Raw genomic sequence first — 15,791 nt, forward strand, 5'->3', positions numbered from 1 at the left:
CGGCTTCGCCGAGGTCGCCCCAGAAGGACTGTCCCTGTGCGCCGTCTTGTGCGCTCGTGTCCGTCCCCGCCATCGACCCCTCCCCGAGTCCGATGTATGCCAGTCGTGCCTGTGTGCAGACTGCCCGCTCCGTCGCTTCGGCCGAGCGCCGGTCGGGTCGGGCTGTCTGCCCCCGGCGGGTGAGTCTAACGGCTGCACGCGTCATCGCGTGACGAACCGGACACACTCCGCCTCGGGTGCCGCAGTCTCGCAGGCCCGGTCGCCGCGGAACACCCGCAGGAAGTGGGACGTCGGCCACCCGGCGCCCGTTCCCGGGGAAGTGCCGTCAGCGTTTCGAATCGGGCATCGTGCGCTGCAGCGCCTCGAGCGCCCGGCTGGCCGTCGACTTCACGGTGCCCTTCGAGATGCCCGTCGCCTCGGAGATCTCCGACTCCGACAGGCCGCCGTAGTAGCGCAGCACCAGCACCTCCCGCTGCCGCGGCGGCAACTGCGACAACGCCTTGACCACTGCCTGGTGCTCGGTCGACAACATCGCCAGGCTCTCGGCGGACCGCGCGTTCACCGCGTGCGGCGGGACGTACTCCCGCGCCGTCTTACGCCTCCGCAGCACGCTCCGTGACCCGTTGACGACCGCCGCACGCAGATACCCGACCGCGGCCGCCGCGTCGCGCAGCTTCGCCCAGTTCCGGTGCAGTCCGGTGAACGCCTCCTGCACGACGTCCTCGGCCGTCGCGGGCTCGTCGACCAGCAGGATCGCCAACCGCACCAGGCGCATCCGATGCTGCTTGTAGAGGTCCTCGAGCGTCAGCGGGCCCTGCGACGACGTGTCCTCGGTCTCCGCGACGGGCGCGTCGAGCGTGCGCAGGTGCCGGAGCGTCTGCTCGACGGCGTTCGTCGCACCACCGTCACGGGACACGCCGCCGCCGGACACGCCGCCGTGACCGGCCGCGTCGCCCTGGCCTGCAGCGCCGCCGTCGGCGGCACCGCCGGCTGCTGCGCCGCGCTCGGCATTGCTCATCGAACCGTCCTTCGGTGCCGGGGACCTCACCGCGCGATCAGCGTATCGGGTCCGCGGTTGCCCGACCCAGGATTCCCGCCAAGGCGACGGTGCCGACTTCCACCCCCGTATCTTCGGGGTATGACTTGGTATGTGGTTGAGACGCGGTACGACGGTGACAAGTACGTGGACGTGCGGCCGCGGCACCGGGAGTATCTCGCCGACCTCTCCGAACGCGGCGTCGTGGCGCTGGCGGGACCGCTGGAGGACAACGTCGGCGGCATGATCGTCATGCAGGCGGCCGACCGCGACGAGCTCCAGGCGCTGCTGGACGCCGACCCGTACCACCTGGAAGGTGCGCTGGCCGAGCGCACGGTCCGCGAGTGGAAACCCGTCCTCGGAGCCTGGCTGCCGCAGTGACGTCCTCGCCCGCGTGAGCAGGCGAGGACTCCCCGGACGACACGCTCCCCGACGACACGCGGCCCGCTCCCCGGACGGGAAGCGGGCCGCCGCGCGTGGGCACCGGGCCTACGTGTCGTGGACGATGACGCCGCGGATGTTCTTCCCGTCGCGCAGGTCCTGGTAGCCCTCGTTGACCTGCTCGAGCGTGTACTTCGTGGTGACGAGCTCGTCGAGCTTGAGGTGCCCCGCGTCGTAGAGGCGCAGCAGCTTGACGATGTCGTACTGCGGGTTGGCCGAGCCGAACAGCGTGCCCTTGATCGTCTTCTCGAACAGGGTCAGGACGCCGCCCGAGACGTGCACCGTGAGTTTCTCGGGGTTGGCCAGTCCCGTGACGACGACGGTGCCGCCCTTGCCGACGGCGTTGAACGCGTCGCTGACCACCTGTTCCTCCACGGTGCCGACGAGGATGAGGGCCTGGTCGGCCATCTGGCCCCAGGTGAGTTCGTTGATCTTCTCGGTGGCCTCCTCGGCGGTCGCGAACGCGTGGGTGGCGCCGAACTTCAGCGCCGTCTCCCGTTTGAACTCGACCGGGTCCACGGCGACGACGTACTTCGCGCCCGCGCTCGCGGCACCCTGTACCGCGTTGACGCCGAGGCCGCCGATGCCGAAGACCACGGCCGTGTCACCCGCGCGCACGCCGCCCGCGTAGTTGGCGGTGCCCCAGCCGCTGGGCACGCCGCACCCCACCAGCACCGCGGTCTCGAGCGGCAGCCAGTCGTCGACCTTCACCACGGAGTGCTGGGAAATGGTCGCGCGCTCGGAGAACGTGCCGAGCATGCACATGGCGCCGATGTCGTTGCCGCCGCCGTGGAAGCGGAACGAGCCGTCGGGCATGTGGCCGTCGAGGATCGTGGCGCCCATGTCGCACAGGTTCTGCCTGCCTGTGGAGCAATAACGGCAGGTGCCGCAGTTGGGGATGAAGCTGCACACGACGTGGTCGCCGGGGGCCACCTTCGTGACGCCGGGCCCGACGTCCTCGATGATGCCCGCGCCCTCGTGCCCGCCGACGATCGGGAATCGCGGCACCAGGTCGTTGTCGATGAGGTGCAGGTCGGAGTGGCACAGCCCCGCCGCCGAGTACTTGATCAGCACCTCGCCGGGGCCGGGACCGTCCAGGTCGAGCTCCATGATCTCGAACGGCTTACCCGCGTCGAACAGAACCGCTGCCTTCGTCTTCACGGTGACTCCTCAATCCGATTGCGTCATTGCAATGCGTGCACCTCGGGATTGTCGGCCGGTCCGGTGGCGGGCGGGTGTGCAGCTTTTGCACACGCGCACCCGGAGCCGCCTCGTCAGCCGGTGGTGATGTGCAGCGTGCGGATGCGGTTGTACAGCGTCGACCGGCTGATGCCCAGGTCGCGGGCCGCCTGCACCTTGTTCCCGCCGACGGCGGCGAGCGCGCGGGTGATCGCCTCGTACTCGGCCCGCTGCCAGCCGGACAGTGCGGGCGCGGTGGTCGTCACCGGACACAGTGGTGCCAGGTCGCGGGCCGTGATGTCGCCCGCGGAACGGCCCTCGGTGACGTCGGTCAGCACCGTCTCCAGCTCGCGCAGGTTGCCGGGCCACGGCTGCGCGGCGAGCAGCTCCAGCGCGCCGGCCGTGAGCCGCGGCGTGCCGGTCGGGCGGACACCGGCCAGGACCGCCCTGGCCAGCGTCGGGATGTCGCCGCGGCGGGCCCGCAACGGCGGCAGCTCGACCCTCCGGTGCACCCGCGCGAGCAGCTCGCCGTCCACCTCTCCCCCGGACGTCGTGCCGCCCGCGTGCGCCGGATCGCCTGTACGGGCGGTGAACGCGAACCACGCCGACGACTCGTCGAGCAGCCGGGCCAGCCTGCTCACGGGCAGCGACGACAGCAGGTGGACGTCCCGCACCACGACGAGGCCCTGGTGCGAGGCGGCGAGCCGGTCGAGCCGCCGCACCCACTCCGCCTCGCCGAGCAGCGTGAGGTCGCCTGCGTCGACGCGCGTGACCGGGTCGGACCCGGCCAGCACGGCCGTCGCCGCGCCGCGGCCGGTGCCGGGTTCGCCCGTGATCAGCACCCGGCGGCGGGCCTGGGCGCTGCGGCGCAGCCGGTCCTCGACGTCGGCGGGCACCACGCTCTCGGCCGAGCGTCTGCGCGTGGCCGCCGAGTACGCGGGCCGCAGCGGCGCCAGCTCGAACAGCATTCCCGCGTTGACCGACACCGCCTCCATGCGCACCTCGACCTCGGTGCCCGACGACAGCCGCACCCGCCGCACGCCGCGTCGCGTGCGGGACAGGTCGCGCAGCATCGGATGGTCGGCCGGGTCGACGAGGTCGACGGCCGCGCTGTTGGCCAGCACCACGTCCTCGCCGAGCGCCAGCACGGCCGCCGATCGGTGCTGCGCCGCCTGGAACGCCGCCAGCAGCCGCTGCTGAGCCAGGTTCGAACCGTCGAGCAGCCGACGCTCGATGTCGGTCACGGCCTGCAACAGGAACGGGGCCAGCAGTGGATTCGCGTCCTCGACCAGACCCGTGATGTCGAGGACGCCCTCGAGTCTGCCGGTCGCCGGATTCGTGATCGGATGCCCGTAGCAGGTGAACGGCTTCAGCGCGTCGAGGAAGTGCTCGTCGCCGTGGACGGCCATGCCTCGGCGCACCTCGTACGGCGTGGCCAGCGAGTTCGTGCCGCTGACCTCCTCGGAGAAGCGGCAGCCGGGGACGGCGCTGACCGCGTCGAGCGCGCGTTCGAGCGCCCTGTCGCCGTAGCGACGGGCGACGATGCGGCAGTCACGGTCGGCGAGCAGCACGGACAACCGGGTGTCGTGCAGGTGCCGCGACACCTCGTCGAGAACCGGGTCGGCGGCGCGCAGCAGCCGACTGCGGGTGTCGATGTCGGCGACATCGGCGCCCGCCAGCCGGTCGGCCGGACTGTCGGGCCTCAACCCGGACAGTTCGGCACGACGCCAGGATTGCGCGATCTCGGCTCGTAGCGTCACCGGACACTCCTCGCTGAGTGGTTCCGGCGTTCATCATCGCAGCTCGGAGCAGGTCGATGCAGCCCCGCGAACGGGTCAACCGCAGCCGTCAGGACAGCACGGGCGGTACGAACCGGCAGCGGGGCGGCTGCGCGTCGGCGGGGTCGAGCGCGTTCAGCACCAGCCGCGCGGCGATCGGGTCGTAGGTGATGCCCAGGTGGTCGGTCTTGTCGGCGGGGCAGATGTCCTGGAGCAGGATGTTGTCGACGTTCGGAGCGGGTTCGAGGAACGCGTTCGAGTACGGCGTGACCACCTCGTCGTACTTCGTCTGGATCACCGTGTAGTCCACGCCGTCGACCGTGTCACCGCCGGAGTTGAGGTCGGCGAGGAACTCCGAGTGTGTCTCCTGGTCGTTGAACGCGGGGAACGGGATGCCGACCAGCTCACGCAGCGGCGGCACCCGTTGGACGAGGGTGAGCAGGCCGAACAGGTCCGTGCCGTAGTTGGAAGGGGCCAGGCCGATCAGCCGGTCGATCTTCTCCTCGCCGCCCAGGTACTTGATCCAGTAACGCGGGTTCATCCCGCCCTGCGAGTGGCCGACGACGTCGAGCTCCTCGGCGCCGGTCGCGGCGAGGACGCGGTCGCCGAACTCCGCGAGCTGCGTGGCCGTCTCCGCCACGGGTGCGACGGTCTGGACCGGACTGCCCTTCGCACCGCCGAGGTTCGCGCTGAACACGCAGTACCCGGCGTCGGCCAGTTTTCCGGACAGCCCCGCCCAGTCGGCGTAGGAGTTGACCAGCGTGCCGTTGGACAGCAGGACCGGGTTGGGATGTTCGGCGCTCGGTTCGCAACCCCAGTCGTTGGTGTGCGGCGGCATCACGGTGGGCCGGGCCATGGAGTACGCCAGCGCGGTGACGACGTTCGGCTGCGGCGGGCCGGTCGGCTCCCGCTCCGAAGCCTGTGCTTGCGTGCCCAGTCCGAGGACCAGGCCGATCGCGGCTGCGAGTGCGCCGATCCGCCGCAGTCGTGTGCCGAGGCCCATGTCGCCTCCCCTGTTCGTCACCGTTGACGGACGGGAGCGTATTCCATCGCAGGGAAACGCGCGGTTCAGTACGCGCCGCTCAGTACGCGCCGCCGAGTTTCGTGTGATCCCAGCTGACGATCTTCGTGGGCGTGAAGACGAGCCCGACGCGCTTCGGTGCCTGATGCGCGATGCCTGCCTTCAGTTCGTCGGGCGGGTCGCCCTCCATACCGGCGTAGCGCATCGCGAGGGCGGTGCCGATCTCCGCGGTCTCGCCGGTGTCCTCGACGAACGCCACGTCGCACTCCATCGACACCCCGCGGAGCCGTTCGTAGGTGTCACCGGATTCGATCAGCACCGTCGCCTGCGGCAGCCGCTGCAGGTTCGCGATCTTCTGCGACTTGCGGTACGTCCACGTCACGAGCGCAGGCACGTCCCGGGTGTCGGACTCCCGCGGGAAGTACCACAGCGGCGCCAGGTGGGGCCTGCCGTTCGGGTTCATCGTGGCGACGTCGATGACGCGCTGCTCGGCGAAGTACGCGCGGATCTCGTCGTCGGACATGCGGATCTGATCGCGGCGGGACAACGGCGTCCTCCAGCTGTGGGCGCGGTCCTGGTGAGCCCCCAGGGGCACCCTGGTGGCGTTCAGTGCGACGAATCCTCCCCAATCCTGAAGCCGTCGTGGTGGGGCGTACGTCACTCACCGCGTGACGCGAGGGGAAGATTCGGGGCTCCCACCCGTCTCCCACCACCCCAACCGGTCACGCTTCGCGTGGCAGTGCTTCACACAAGCCCCCCAAGGGCACTGTGGTCGCACTCAACGCAACCAATGTGCCCTTGGGGGCACTCCCGCGGTCGCTACTTGATCGCGGCTCGGCCGCCGTGACCGTTGAGTGCGGACTCGCGGGAGCCTCGCTCGGCGATGTCCTCGAGCGCGGCCTCGTCGGCCTTGGCCACGCCCTGGAACCGCGAGCCGAACTCGATGATCGGCGGCAGGACCGCCCGGATCAGCTTCATCGCGCCGACCCACTTGGGCACGTGGATGACCCGTTCGCGCTTGCGGATGCCCTCGGTGAGCTGGTCGAGCGCCAGGTCGAGCGGGTACGTCTTGCCCATCAGGCCGGGCATGCCGGTGCGGAGCTTGCCGAACACCGGGTGCGAGTCGGCGCTGTCGACGAGGTCGGTCTTGATCCACGTCGGGTGCGCCACGCCGACGCGCACACCGAGGTGCTGCAGTTCGGCGCGGAGGCTGTTGCAGAACGCCTCGACGCCGGCCTTGGCGGCCGCGTAGTTCGACAGTCCGGGTGCGTGCGCGACCGCAGCGAACGACGAGATCGCGAGGAGGTAGCCCTTGCGGTCGATGACGTGTGGCATGGCGACGCGGAACGTGCGCCACACTCCGAGCAGGTCGACCTCGAAGACCTTCTCGTAGGCGTCGCGGTCGATCGAGCGGGCGAATCCCGTGGTGGCGATGCCCGCGTTGGCGATCACGATGTCGATGCCGCCGAAGTGGTCGACGACCCCGGCCGTGGCCTGCTCGAGCGCGTCCCAGCTGGTGACGTCGGCCTCCCAGGACCGTGCGTTCGGCCCGATCCGCTCCGCGACCTTGGACTGCTCGTCGGCCTCGAGTCCGACGAGCGCGACCTTGGCGCCGTCGGCCGCCAGTCGTTCGGCCAGGCCTGCGCCGATGCCCCGGGCCGCACCCGTGATCAGCACGACCTTGTCTTTCACGTTCTTCAGGTTGGCGCCCTTGCCGCCGGACAGGAACGTCACTGTTGCCTCCTCGGGTGCTCGTCGCCCGGACAGTACCGCAACTTACTCCCAGTAGGCTACTGCTCGGTAGGGGGAGCTGTGGTAGCGGCGATCGCGCGCAGCTCGTCGGCGCTCAGTTCGAGTCGGGTCGAGGCGAGCAGGTCGTCGAGCTGACGTCGGTTGCGAGCGCTGGCGATGGGTGCCGCGACGGTGGGCTGGGCCGCCAGCCAGGCGAGCGAGACCGCGGTGACCGACGTGTCGTGAGCAGCCGCCACCTCGTCCAGCACAGCCAGCGCGCGCCTGCCGCGGTCGTCCAGGTAGGACTGTGCGCCCGCGGCACGTGGACTGTCCACTGTGTCACCGCCGTCGCGATACTTTCCCGTGAGGAAGCCTTTGGCCAGGCTGAAGTACGGCAGGGTCGCCAGGCCCTCGCGCGCCGCCAGAGGCTCGAGCTCGCGCTCGTACTCGCGCTCCATGAGGTTGTAATGCGGTTGCAGTGCGACATAGCGGGCGAACCCGTGCGAATCCGCAATGGACAGCGCTTCGGCCAGTCGCGGCGCGGAGTAGTTCGACGCCCCGAGGTACCGCACCTTCCCCTCGCGCACGAGCTCGTCCAGCGCACCGAGCGTCTCCGCGAGAGGCACGTCGGGGTCGTCGAAGTGGGTGTAGTACAGGTCGATGTGGTCGGTTCGCAGCCTGCGCAGCGAATCCTCGGCCGCCGCCTTGATGTTCTCGGCCGACAGTCCGGGCCGCCGGTCCCACTTGCCGACCTTCGTGGCGACGACCACGTCGTCCCGATTGCCCCGTGCGGCCATCCAGTTGCCGATGATCGTCTCGGACTCGCCACCGGTGTTGCCCGGTGCGCGGAACATGTACATGTCGGCGGTGTCGATGACGTTGCCGCCCGCCGCGGCGTAGGCGTCGAGCACGTCGAACGACTCGTCCTCGGTGGCGGTCCAGCCGAAGGTGTTGCCGCCGAGGTTCAGAGGGAAGACATCCAGCTCAGCGATGGTGGCCATGCGGGGGAACATACGGCCGGGAACGGGACGTTGCCACGGGGATGGCAGTGAATCTTGGCAAGTACGGAATCTGGCGCTGGTGGAACGGCGTCGACGAGGAGCTGGCGGTCGAGATCGAGAAGCTCGGCTACGGCGCGATCTGGCTCGGCGGCAACCCGCCGGGCGACCTGGACCACATCGAGAAGCTGCTCGACGCGACGTCGTCGATCACGATCGCGACCGGCATCGTCAACATGTGGACCGACGATGCCCCGACGGTCGGCGCGTCGTACCTGCGGATCGCGGCCAAGCATCCGGACCGGTTCCTGCTCGGCGTGGGCGTCGGCCACCCCGAGGCACAGCAGGAGTACCAGAAGCCCTACGACAAGATCGTTTCCTATCTCGACCAGCTCGACGAGGCCGGTGTTCCCGCCGAGGGCAGGGCGCTCGCGGCGCTCGGCCCGAAGGTCCTCAAGCTGTCGGCCCAGCGGGCCCTCGGCGCGCACCCGTACCTGACGACGCCGGAGCACACCCGTGAGGCACGCGAACTGCTCGGGCAGGGTGTGCTGCTCGCACCGGAGCAGAAGGTCGTGTACGACACCGACCCCGAGCGTGCCCGCGCCGCCGCACGTCCGCCGATCAACAACCCGTATCTGGGGCTCGTCAACTACCGCAACAACCTCAAGCGCCTCGGTTGGTCCGAATCGGACATCGACGACGGCGGCAGCGACGCGCTCATCGACCGGCTCGGCCTGCACGGTGACGCGGCCACCATCGCGGCCGGTGTCAAGAAGCACATCGAGGCCGGTGCGGACCACGTCAGCATCCTGAACCTGCCGATGAACGACGATCCGCTGCCCACCTACCGGGCGCTCGCCGAGCACCTGCTGTAACCGCGTTCGTCGGGAGCGGCCTCGTGGACGCGTGGGCCGCTCCCGACCCCGCCGTGACCGGCCGGGGTGCCCTGGCCGGCCGGAGCGTCCGGACCGCCTTCGCCCGGACCGCCTTCGATCGGCGGAGTGCGCGCGCCCGCCGGACGCGGTTGGATGGCGTTCGTGGAAGCAGCTGTGGCGACCGTGAACGGCATCCGGATGCACTACCGGCGGGCGGGTGACGGGCCACCCGTCGTGCTGCTGCACGGCTGGCCGCAGACGTGGTTCTGCTGGCGGCACGTCATCGAGCCGCTGGCGGAGCGGCACACGGTGATCGCTCCGGATCTGCGGGGCTACGGCCGCACCGACAAGCCTCTCGGCGGCTACGACAAACGCACCATGGCGCGCGACGTGGCCGAGCTCGTGTCCGGCCTCGGCTTCGACCGCGTGGCGGTGGCCGGTCACGACCGCGGCGCGCGTGTGGCGCACCGGTGGGGTCTCGACCGGCCCGAACAGGTCGACCGGCTCGCGGTGCTCGACATCATCCCCACGCGCGAGATGTGGCAGCGCCTCGACGCCGACGTCGGCCGCGGATACTGGCACTGGCTGTTCCACCTGCAGCCCGACCTGCCGGAGCGGCTCGCCGGACAGGACGTCGCCGGCTACCTCGGCTACTTCTTCGAACGATGGACCTACCGGCGGGACGTGTTCACCCCGGAGGTGATCGACGAGTACGTGCGCGCGTTCTCGGCGCCCGGTGCGCTGCGGGCGGGATTCGACGACTACCGGGCCTCGTTCCCCGACGACGCGGAACACGACGACGCCGACGCCGAGGCCGGACGTCGGCTCACGATGCCCGTGCTGGCCATGTGGGGGTCGGCGGGACTGCTCGGTTCACTGCCGAGCGCGGACATCTGGCGCGCGTACGCCGATGACCTGACGACTGCGGAGATCGCGGAATGCGGTCATTTCCTGCAGGAGGAACAACCGGACGTGGTGACCGAGCACCTTCTCGACTTCTTCGCGGACGCGCGGTCGTGACATGCGCGCCCCCGTCGCTCGGACGTCCGTCGCGACGGCGCCGGGGGCTGTAGCTCGGCCGAAGGCTCCGGTCGGACCAACAGGCGGGTCCCACCACTGATTCCATGCCGCGGTGTGGCGGCCAGCTCGTGTCACATCAACGTCGTGGACTGCGACATGGGGTTGCAGTTTCAGGACGTGCCGGACGCCTCGTGCCTGCGCGCAGGCGCTGGAGCCGGCTGTTCTCCGTTCCTGGCCGTCGACGCGATCAGGTCGAGCAACCCGGGGAATCGCTCGTTCAAATCCTCGGTTCGCAGTCGGCTGCGGCGTTCCAGTCCGTACTGCCGTTGATGGATCACGCCGGCCTCGCGGAGGGCCTTGAAGTGGTGTGTGAGGCTGGATTTGGGCCGGTCGAAGCCGAACCAGCCGCACGGGTGGTCGAACTCGTCCGACTCCAGCAGGAGCTTGCGCGCCACCGTCATGCGGAGCGGGTCGGCGAGCGCACCCATCACCACTTCAAGGCGCAGTTCCTCGATCGACGGCTCCGGCAGGAGCGGTGGCCTCTCGGTCGCAGTGTCGCCCATGTACCCATCCTAACAAGTTGTACGAACATTCTCGTACTGTTAGCTTCGGTACGAGAATTCTCGTACAGGGAGGCTGGGTGTGGCAGTGGTGAGCGAGTCCTCGGCTCAGGCCGCTTCGGGGTGGCAGTTGGCCAGAGCGGCATGGGCGGTGGTGGCGGTGTTCGCGTTGTCCAACTCTCCGACCCCGCTGTACGTGTACTGGCAGCGTGAGCTCGGCTACTCCTCGGGGACGCTGACGGTGGTGTTCGCCGCCTACATCGCGGGCCTGGTGATGACGCTGCTGGTGGCGGGTCGGGCTTCGGACCGGTACGGCCGCAAGCGGGTCGTCGTACCGGGGATCGTGATCGCGCTCACCTCGGCTGCGTTGTTCATGACAGCCGGCAGCGTCCTGACATTGATCGTGGCGAGGTTCGCGGTCGGCGTTGCTGTCGGCATCGTGGTGTCGGCCGGCATGGCTGCCGTTGTCGACCTCGGCGGACCGGGGCGCCGACACCTGACGTCGATGCTCGCGTCCATCGCGATGGTGTTCGGCTCCGGGCTCGGCCCACTGCTCGGCGGACTCGTCTATCAGCTGACACCGCGGCCGATCGGGTGGGTTTTCACCGTCAACATCGCGCTGTTGGTGGTCGCGCTCGTCGGTTACGTCGGCTTGCCGTTGGCACGCCCGGTCAGCCATGCCCGAGGACCGGTGTGGCCCCGGCTGCCACACGTTCCGAGCCGGAATCGGAAGCACGTGTCGAGCGGTGCGGCAGTGTTCGCCCCCGGGCTGACGGCCACGTCGTTCGTGCTGTCGTTGGGACCGTCGCTACTGGTTCTGGCCGTCGGGAACACCTCGCCCCTGTTGGCAGGCGGCGCAGCGTGCGTGATGTTCTTCGCCGCGACCGGATCGCAGCTCGTCCTCACTCGACTCGCCGTGCGTCGCCTCTTCGCGCTCGGGAGCAGCAGCACGGTCCTGGCGATGATCGCCATCGTGGCCACGCTCTACACGGAGAGCCCCTTCGTGTTCGTTGCGGCGGCGCTCTTCTCGGGCTGCGGGCAAGGACTCGGCCAGCTGGGAGGCCTTCGGCTCATCGCTCACCACGTCGACGACGACCGCCGCGCCGAGGGTAACGCCGCACTGAACATCAGCGCCTACCTTCCTGCTGCCGTTCTCACCGTCGTCACCGGCTATGCGATCAGCGGATGGGGCATACAACCGGCGGTCACAGCACTCGCAGCCTCCCTGGCGGCGCTTGCGCTGATCCTCGGCACGGCCGCCTGTCGGGCCAATGCCGGGAACTGACGAGTGGCCGAGACTCCCCGGCACACGAGGAGAAGCGAGTGTGCTCTCGGGTCACGCACGTGGCTCGACGAGCTGTCGATGTTGCTGACAGCCACCGGTTCCGGAATCGCCTTCGCCGGGATCGCCCGGCGCGGAGCCCTCGCGCGACGGTGGCACTCGGATCACTGTGGACAGTCAGCCTGCTGCTCGTCGTGGTGTGCCGGGGCCGCCGGGGCGCGGCCGTGGCGGGCGTCGGGCCTGCGCCCGTGCACGGCGAGGTACAGCAGGGCGCTGAGCAGCATCACGCCCGCGAGGGCGAGGAACATCGCCGAGTAACCGGCCTGTTCGGCGATCAGGCCGAACACGACGGGTCCCAGTCCGACACCGCCGTCGAGCATCAGGAAGAACGTCGAGATCGCGACGCCGAACTGCTCCTGCGGCACCCGTGAGACGGCGGCCGCCTGGCACGCGGGGTTGATCGTGCCGAAGCCGAACCCGGTGAGCGCGCCCGTCACCACGATCATCCAGTCCGCCGAGGCGGTCGCCAGCAGTAGCAGCGCGGCTGCGAACACCACGATCGCCGAGTACACGACGACGTTGTCACCGCGCCGGTCCTGCAGTCTGCCCATGACGAACCGGCTCACGAACATCACCGTCGCGTAGGCCACGAAGAACAGGCTCGCTCCCCGCTCGAGACCTTCCTCGGCGGTGTAGGAGTTCAGGTACGTGACGATGGTCGAGTAGACGCAGCCGATGACCAGCATGAACAGTCCGATGGGCAGCACGGCCGGGTGGACCATGGACGTCAGCACGCCGCCCGCGGTGCGGTTCCCGGTCGGTCGCGGCGCTCGTGGCTCGTCCGCCGCGCTGATCAGCAGCGCCAGCAGGCAGGCTGCGGCATGGGTGGCGAAGATCGACCAGAACAGCGTGTCGTAGCCCGCCGAGTTCGCGACCTCCAGGCTCATGAACGGGCCGATCGCGGTCGACAGCGTGATGCTCAGCGCGAAGTAGCCCGTGCCTTCGCTGCGTCGCGAGGACGGGATGCGCGCCTGGGCGAGGGTCATCGCGGCGGTGCTCGTCACGGCGAACAGCACGCCGTGGGTGGCGCGCACCGCGAGCAGCAGCGGCAGCGAGCTCGCCACGAGGTACAGCGCCGCGACCGCCGCACACGCGGCCAGCCCCGCCCACAGCACGCGGCGCCTGCCCAGCCGGTCGACGAGCCCGCCCGCGAACAGCCTCGCGACCGTGGCACCCACGACGAAGATGCTCGCCGCCAGGCCGCCGGTCGCATCGGAGACGGCGAACCGCGTGACGGCATAGCCGGCCATGATCGTGATCAGGCCGTAGAAGGCCAACGCCAGGCAGAAGTTGACGACCCACACGAAGGCGAGATCGCGGGACCAGATCGGCTCCCGGACGCCGGCTCCGGTGGCAGGCGAATCCGGGGACGCGGTATCCGGCGATGCGGTATCCGGCGATGCGGTATCCGGGGACGCGGAGTCAGGGGATGCGGTATCCGGGGATTCGGCGGGCGAGCCGGTTGGGGTCGTCGAGTCGGATCCCTGCATCCGTGACGTCATGACCTGCCCCTCGTTGTTTGCCGTAAGCAATGATAATTCGGCGCAGGGTTGATCGGGTTATGAGAACGCCCACCGCGGTTCCCCGATTCGTCGCAGTCGCCGCGTCGCTCGCGACGGCCGTCGTGCCCTGCCGGCCGGGTGGCAGCCGCAGGTGACGGTGAGATGGCGACGAGATGGGAGCAGGCGGTGTCCCTGCGCCGCGTCCCTGCGCCCCGTCGACGTGAATCGGGCGCATGTTTCCGTTCGCCCCGCGGCCTTTTCGCCCGCATCGTGTCCGGCGTCGCGCGTCGTGGGTCGGCGCCGCAGGGCGGGCCGGTCGTTCTGAATCGAAACCTGAATCGATGTTGCGAAAAAGACCACGTCAGGGCGACACCGGGCTTCACCGTGTCACCGGGTGATGCCAGGCTGTTGCTCGTAGGATCCGGGTCTGCAGAGCCCGGCGCCGACACCCGAGACGGCGCCGCCCGCGAGCACGAGTCAACCGGAAGACGACCGGGAATGCGGCTGACGACACAGTCGCATGCCACGCCGCCCCGAGGAGGACAACGATGCCCATCGCCACACCTGAGGTCTACGCCGAGATGCTGGACCGCGCGAAGCAGGGTGAGTTCGCGTATCCGGCGATCAACGTGACCTCGTCGGAAACCGTCAACGCCGCGATCCGCGGGTTCGCGGAGGCCGAGAGTGACGGGATCATCCAGTTCTCCACCGGTGGCGCCGAGTTCGCATCGGGCCAGAAGGTGAAGGACATGGTCACCGGCGCGACGGCGCTGGCCGAGTTCGCGCACGTGGTCGCGGAGAAGTACGACGTCAACGTCGCGCTGCACACCGACCACTGCCCGAAGGACAAGCTGGACGGCTTCGTCCGCCCGCTGATCGACATCTCGCAGGAGCGGGTCAACGCCGGCAAGAACCCGCTGTTCCAGTCGCACATGTGGGACGGCTCGGCCATCGACCTCGACGAGAACCTGTCGATCGCGTCCGAGCTGCTCGACAAGGCTGCGGCCGCCAAGATCATCCTCGAGGTCGAGATCGGCGTCGTCGGCGGCGAGGAGGACGGCGTCGCCAACGAGATCAACGAGAAGCTGTACACCGCCGAGGGCGACTTCACGAAGACCGTCGACGCGCTCGGTTCCGGCGAGAAGGGCCGCTACCTGCTGGCGGCGACGTTCGGCAACGTCCACGGCTCGTACAAGCCGGGTGCCGTGCAGCTGCGTCCCGACGTGCTCAAGCGCGGCCAGGCCGTCGCGGCGGAGAAGCTCGGGCTGCCCGCCGGGTCGAAGCCGTTCGAGCTCGTGTTCCACGGCGGTTCGGGTTCGCTGCTCGAGGAGATCCACGAGGCGTTGTCGTACGGCGTCGTGAAGATGAACGTCGACACGGACACGCAGTACGCCTTCACGCGGCCCATCGCCGACCACATGTTGAAGAACTACGACGGCGTGCTCAAGATCGACGGCGAGGTCGGCAACAAGAAGACCTACGACCCGCGCAGCTACCTCAAGGTCGCCGAGGGTGCCATGGCCCAGCGTGTCGTCGAGTCCGCCGAGGCGCTGAAGTCGGCGGGCAAGAAGCTCTGACGGAAGCCCGGATTTCCGACCCCCGAGGGCACCTCGGTGGTGTTCAACGCCGCCAGGTGCCCTCGGGGGCTTTCACGTTCGGGGGACGGCGATGAGCACGGTCGGTCGTCAGGCACAGTGACGGCGTGATGTCGAAACGCCTCGTCGCCATCGTCCTGGTCGGCTGCCTCGTGCTGATGGCCGTCGCGTCCTCGTTGTCGCTGCTGCTCTGAGGCGCCGCCTCGCCGCGCCCCCGCGGGCGACCCGCGGCCGCGCGGTCGGTGGTTCAATGGCGGCATGACGCACAACCTGCTCGAACCGGATCCCACCACGCTCCCGGAGCGCCCCGACGCCGAAGCCGCGCTGGACGCGGGCACCGAGCCGAGCGAGGTCGCCGCCGAGCATCCCGACTTCAGCGAAGCCTGGGCCGCCCTCGCCGAGCGCGCGCTCGGCGAGAACGAGGTCGTCGACGCCTACGCCTACGCCCGCACGGGTTACCACCGCGGTCTCGACCAGCTGCGCCGTTCCGGCTGGAAGGGCTTCGGCCCCGTGCCGTGGGAGCACCGGCCGAACCAGGGCTTCCTGCGATGCGTCGCCGCGCTCGCCAAGGCCGCGGGCCGCATCGGCGAGGCCGACGAGTACGACCGTTGCAAGCAGCTGCTCCTGGACTCCGACCCCGCGTCCGTCGAGGCCACGGGCCTCGGCTGAACCTTCTCGACCCACCGCTGGTGAGGTCGACGACGAACGGGCCG

General features: G+C 69.6%; 15 protein-coding genes. 6 read left to right on the plus strand and 9 right to left on the minus strand.

Annotated features, from left to right (window positions below; all coding sequences use genetic code 11):
* Positions 1-325: 325 nt before the first annotated feature.
* Complete coding sequence (locus LY13_RS10980; protein ID WP_253828258.1) at positions 326-1,018, minus strand: RNA polymerase sigma factor; 693 nt, start codon at positions 1,016-1,018, stop codon at positions 326-328.
* Between the two features lie 120 nt (positions 1,019-1,138).
* Between LY13_RS10980 and LY13_RS10985 the strand changes: the two genes are divergently transcribed.
* Entirely contained in the window at positions 1,139-1,417 is a 279-nt protein-coding gene (locus LY13_RS10985) for a YciI family protein (RefSeq protein WP_253828259.1), read from the plus strand.
* A gap of 108 nt (positions 1,418-1,525) precedes the next feature.
* Here the strand turns inward: LY13_RS10985 and LY13_RS10990 are convergent, their stop codons facing one another.
* The 6 genes from LY13_RS10990 to LY13_RS11015 all read right to left on the minus strand — a co-directional run bounded on the left by LY13_RS10990 (position 1,526) and on the right by LY13_RS11015 (position 8,187).
* The gene (locus tag LY13_RS10990) at positions 1,526-2,638 is read right to left on the minus strand and encodes an NDMA-dependent alcohol dehydrogenase (protein WP_253828260.1); all 1,113 of its coding nucleotides are present in this window, start codon (positions 2,636-2,638) and stop codon (positions 1,526-1,528) included.
* 113 nt (positions 2,639-2,751) lie between these two features.
* Positions 2,752-4,416, minus strand: a complete 1,665-nt coding sequence (locus LY13_RS10995; protein WP_253828261.1) for a sigma-54-dependent Fis family transcriptional regulator — start codon at positions 4,414-4,416, stop codon at positions 2,752-2,754.
* Positions 4,417-4,504: 88 nt separating this feature from the next.
* Positions 4,505-5,458, minus strand: coding sequence for an esterase/lipase family protein (locus tag LY13_RS11000; protein WP_253828262.1), 954 nt, complete (start codon positions 5,456-5,458; stop codon positions 4,505-4,507).
* 58 nt (positions 5,459-5,516) lie between these two features.
* Entirely contained in the window at positions 5,517-6,002 is a 486-nt protein-coding gene (locus LY13_RS11005; protein WP_253828263.1) for a pyridoxamine 5'-phosphate oxidase family protein, read from the minus strand.
* A 272-nt stretch (positions 6,003-6,274) separates the two neighbouring features.
* Entirely contained in the window at positions 6,275-7,156 is an 882-nt protein-coding gene (locus LY13_RS11010; protein WP_253828441.1) for a short-chain dehydrogenase/reductase, read from the minus strand.
* 89 nt (positions 7,157-7,245) lie between these two features.
* The gene (locus LY13_RS11015) at positions 7,246-8,187 is read right to left on the minus strand and encodes an aldo/keto reductase (RefSeq protein ID WP_253828264.1); all 942 of its coding nucleotides are present in this window, start codon (positions 8,185-8,187) and stop codon (positions 7,246-7,248) included.
* A gap of 41 nt (positions 8,188-8,228) precedes the next feature.
* Between LY13_RS11015 and LY13_RS11020 the strand changes: the two genes are divergently transcribed.
* Positions 8,229-9,059 (plus strand): LLM class F420-dependent oxidoreductase, encoded by an 831-nt coding sequence (locus LY13_RS11020; protein ID WP_253828265.1) that lies wholly within the window; start codon positions 8,229-8,231, stop codon positions 9,057-9,059.
* 198 nt (positions 9,060-9,257) lie between these two features.
* Positions 9,258-10,079, plus strand: a complete 822-nt coding sequence (locus tag LY13_RS11025) for an alpha/beta fold hydrolase (RefSeq protein ID WP_443678907.1) — start codon at positions 9,258-9,260, stop codon at positions 10,077-10,079.
* A gap of 170 nt (positions 10,080-10,249) precedes the next feature.
* Here LY13_RS11025 and LY13_RS11030 read toward each other — a convergent pair whose 3' ends face one another.
* Complete coding sequence (locus LY13_RS11030; RefSeq protein ID WP_253828267.1) at positions 10,250-10,642, minus strand: ArsR/SmtB family transcription factor; 393 nt, start codon at positions 10,640-10,642, stop codon at positions 10,250-10,252.
* A gap of 79 nt (positions 10,643-10,721) precedes the next feature.
* Between LY13_RS11030 and LY13_RS11035 the strand changes: the two genes are divergently transcribed.
* The gene (locus tag LY13_RS11035) at positions 10,722-11,924 is read left to right on the plus strand and encodes an MFS transporter (RefSeq protein WP_253828268.1); all 1,203 of its coding nucleotides are present in this window, start codon (positions 10,722-10,724) and stop codon (positions 11,922-11,924) included.
* A 161-nt stretch (positions 11,925-12,085) separates the two neighbouring features.
* On the opposite strand, the gene LY13_RS11040 is transcribed toward LY13_RS11035, so the two are convergent.
* A complete protein-coding gene (locus tag LY13_RS11040) occupies positions 12,086-13,285 on the minus strand; it encodes an MFS transporter (protein WP_372493810.1) in 1,200 nt (399 codons plus the stop codon).
* A gap of 746 nt (positions 13,286-14,031) precedes the next feature.
* Between LY13_RS11040 and fbaA the strand changes: the two genes are divergently transcribed.
* Positions 14,032-15,060 carry a class II fructose-bisphosphate aldolase gene (gene fbaA / locus LY13_RS11045; RefSeq protein ID WP_253828269.1) on the plus strand — a complete coding sequence of 343 codons (1,029 nt, stop codon included), beginning with the start codon at positions 14,032-14,034 and terminating at the stop codon, positions 15,058-15,060.
* Positions 15,061-15,336: 276 nt separating this feature from the next.
* Complete coding sequence (locus LY13_RS11050; RefSeq protein ID WP_253828270.1) at positions 15,337-15,747, plus strand: DUF3151 domain-containing protein; 411 nt, start codon at positions 15,337-15,339, stop codon at positions 15,745-15,747.
* Positions 15,748-15,791: the final 44 nt, after the last annotated feature.

This window comes from Prauserella aidingensis (assembly GCF_024171865.1).
GTDB lineage: Bacteria > Actinomycetota > Actinomycetes > Mycobacteriales > Pseudonocardiaceae > Prauserella > Prauserella aidingensis.

Excerpts from the sequence above, each read along its gene's own strand:
- LY13_RS10980 (WP_253828258.1), bottom strand. The coding sequence starts at position 1,018 with ATGAGCAATGCCGAGCGCGGCGCAGCAGCCGGCGGTGCCGCCGACGGC.
- LY13_RS10985 (WP_253828259.1), top strand. The coding sequence starts at position 1,139 with ATGACTTGGTATGTGGTTGAGACGCGGTACGACGGTGACAAGTACGTG.
- LY13_RS11015 (WP_253828264.1), bottom strand. The coding sequence starts at position 8,187 with ATGGCCACCATCGCTGAGCTGGATGTCTTCCCTCTGAACCTCGGCGGC.
- LY13_RS11020 (WP_253828265.1), top strand. The coding sequence starts at position 8,229 with ATGGCAGTGAATCTTGGCAAGTACGGAATCTGGCGCTGGTGGAACGGC.
- LY13_RS11025 (WP_443678907.1), top strand. The coding sequence starts at position 9,258 with ATGCACTACCGGCGGGCGGGTGACGGGCCACCCGTCGTGCTGCTGCAC.
- LY13_RS11030 (WP_253828267.1), bottom strand. The coding sequence starts at position 10,642 with ATGGGCGACACTGCGACCGAGAGGCCACCGCTCCTGCCGGAGCCGTCG.
- fbaA (WP_253828269.1), top strand. The coding sequence starts at position 14,032 with ATGCCCATCGCCACACCTGAGGTCTACGCCGAGATGCTGGACCGCGCG.
- LY13_RS11050 (WP_253828270.1), top strand. The coding sequence starts at position 15,337 with ATGACGCACAACCTGCTCGAACCGGATCCCACCACGCTCCCGGAGCGC.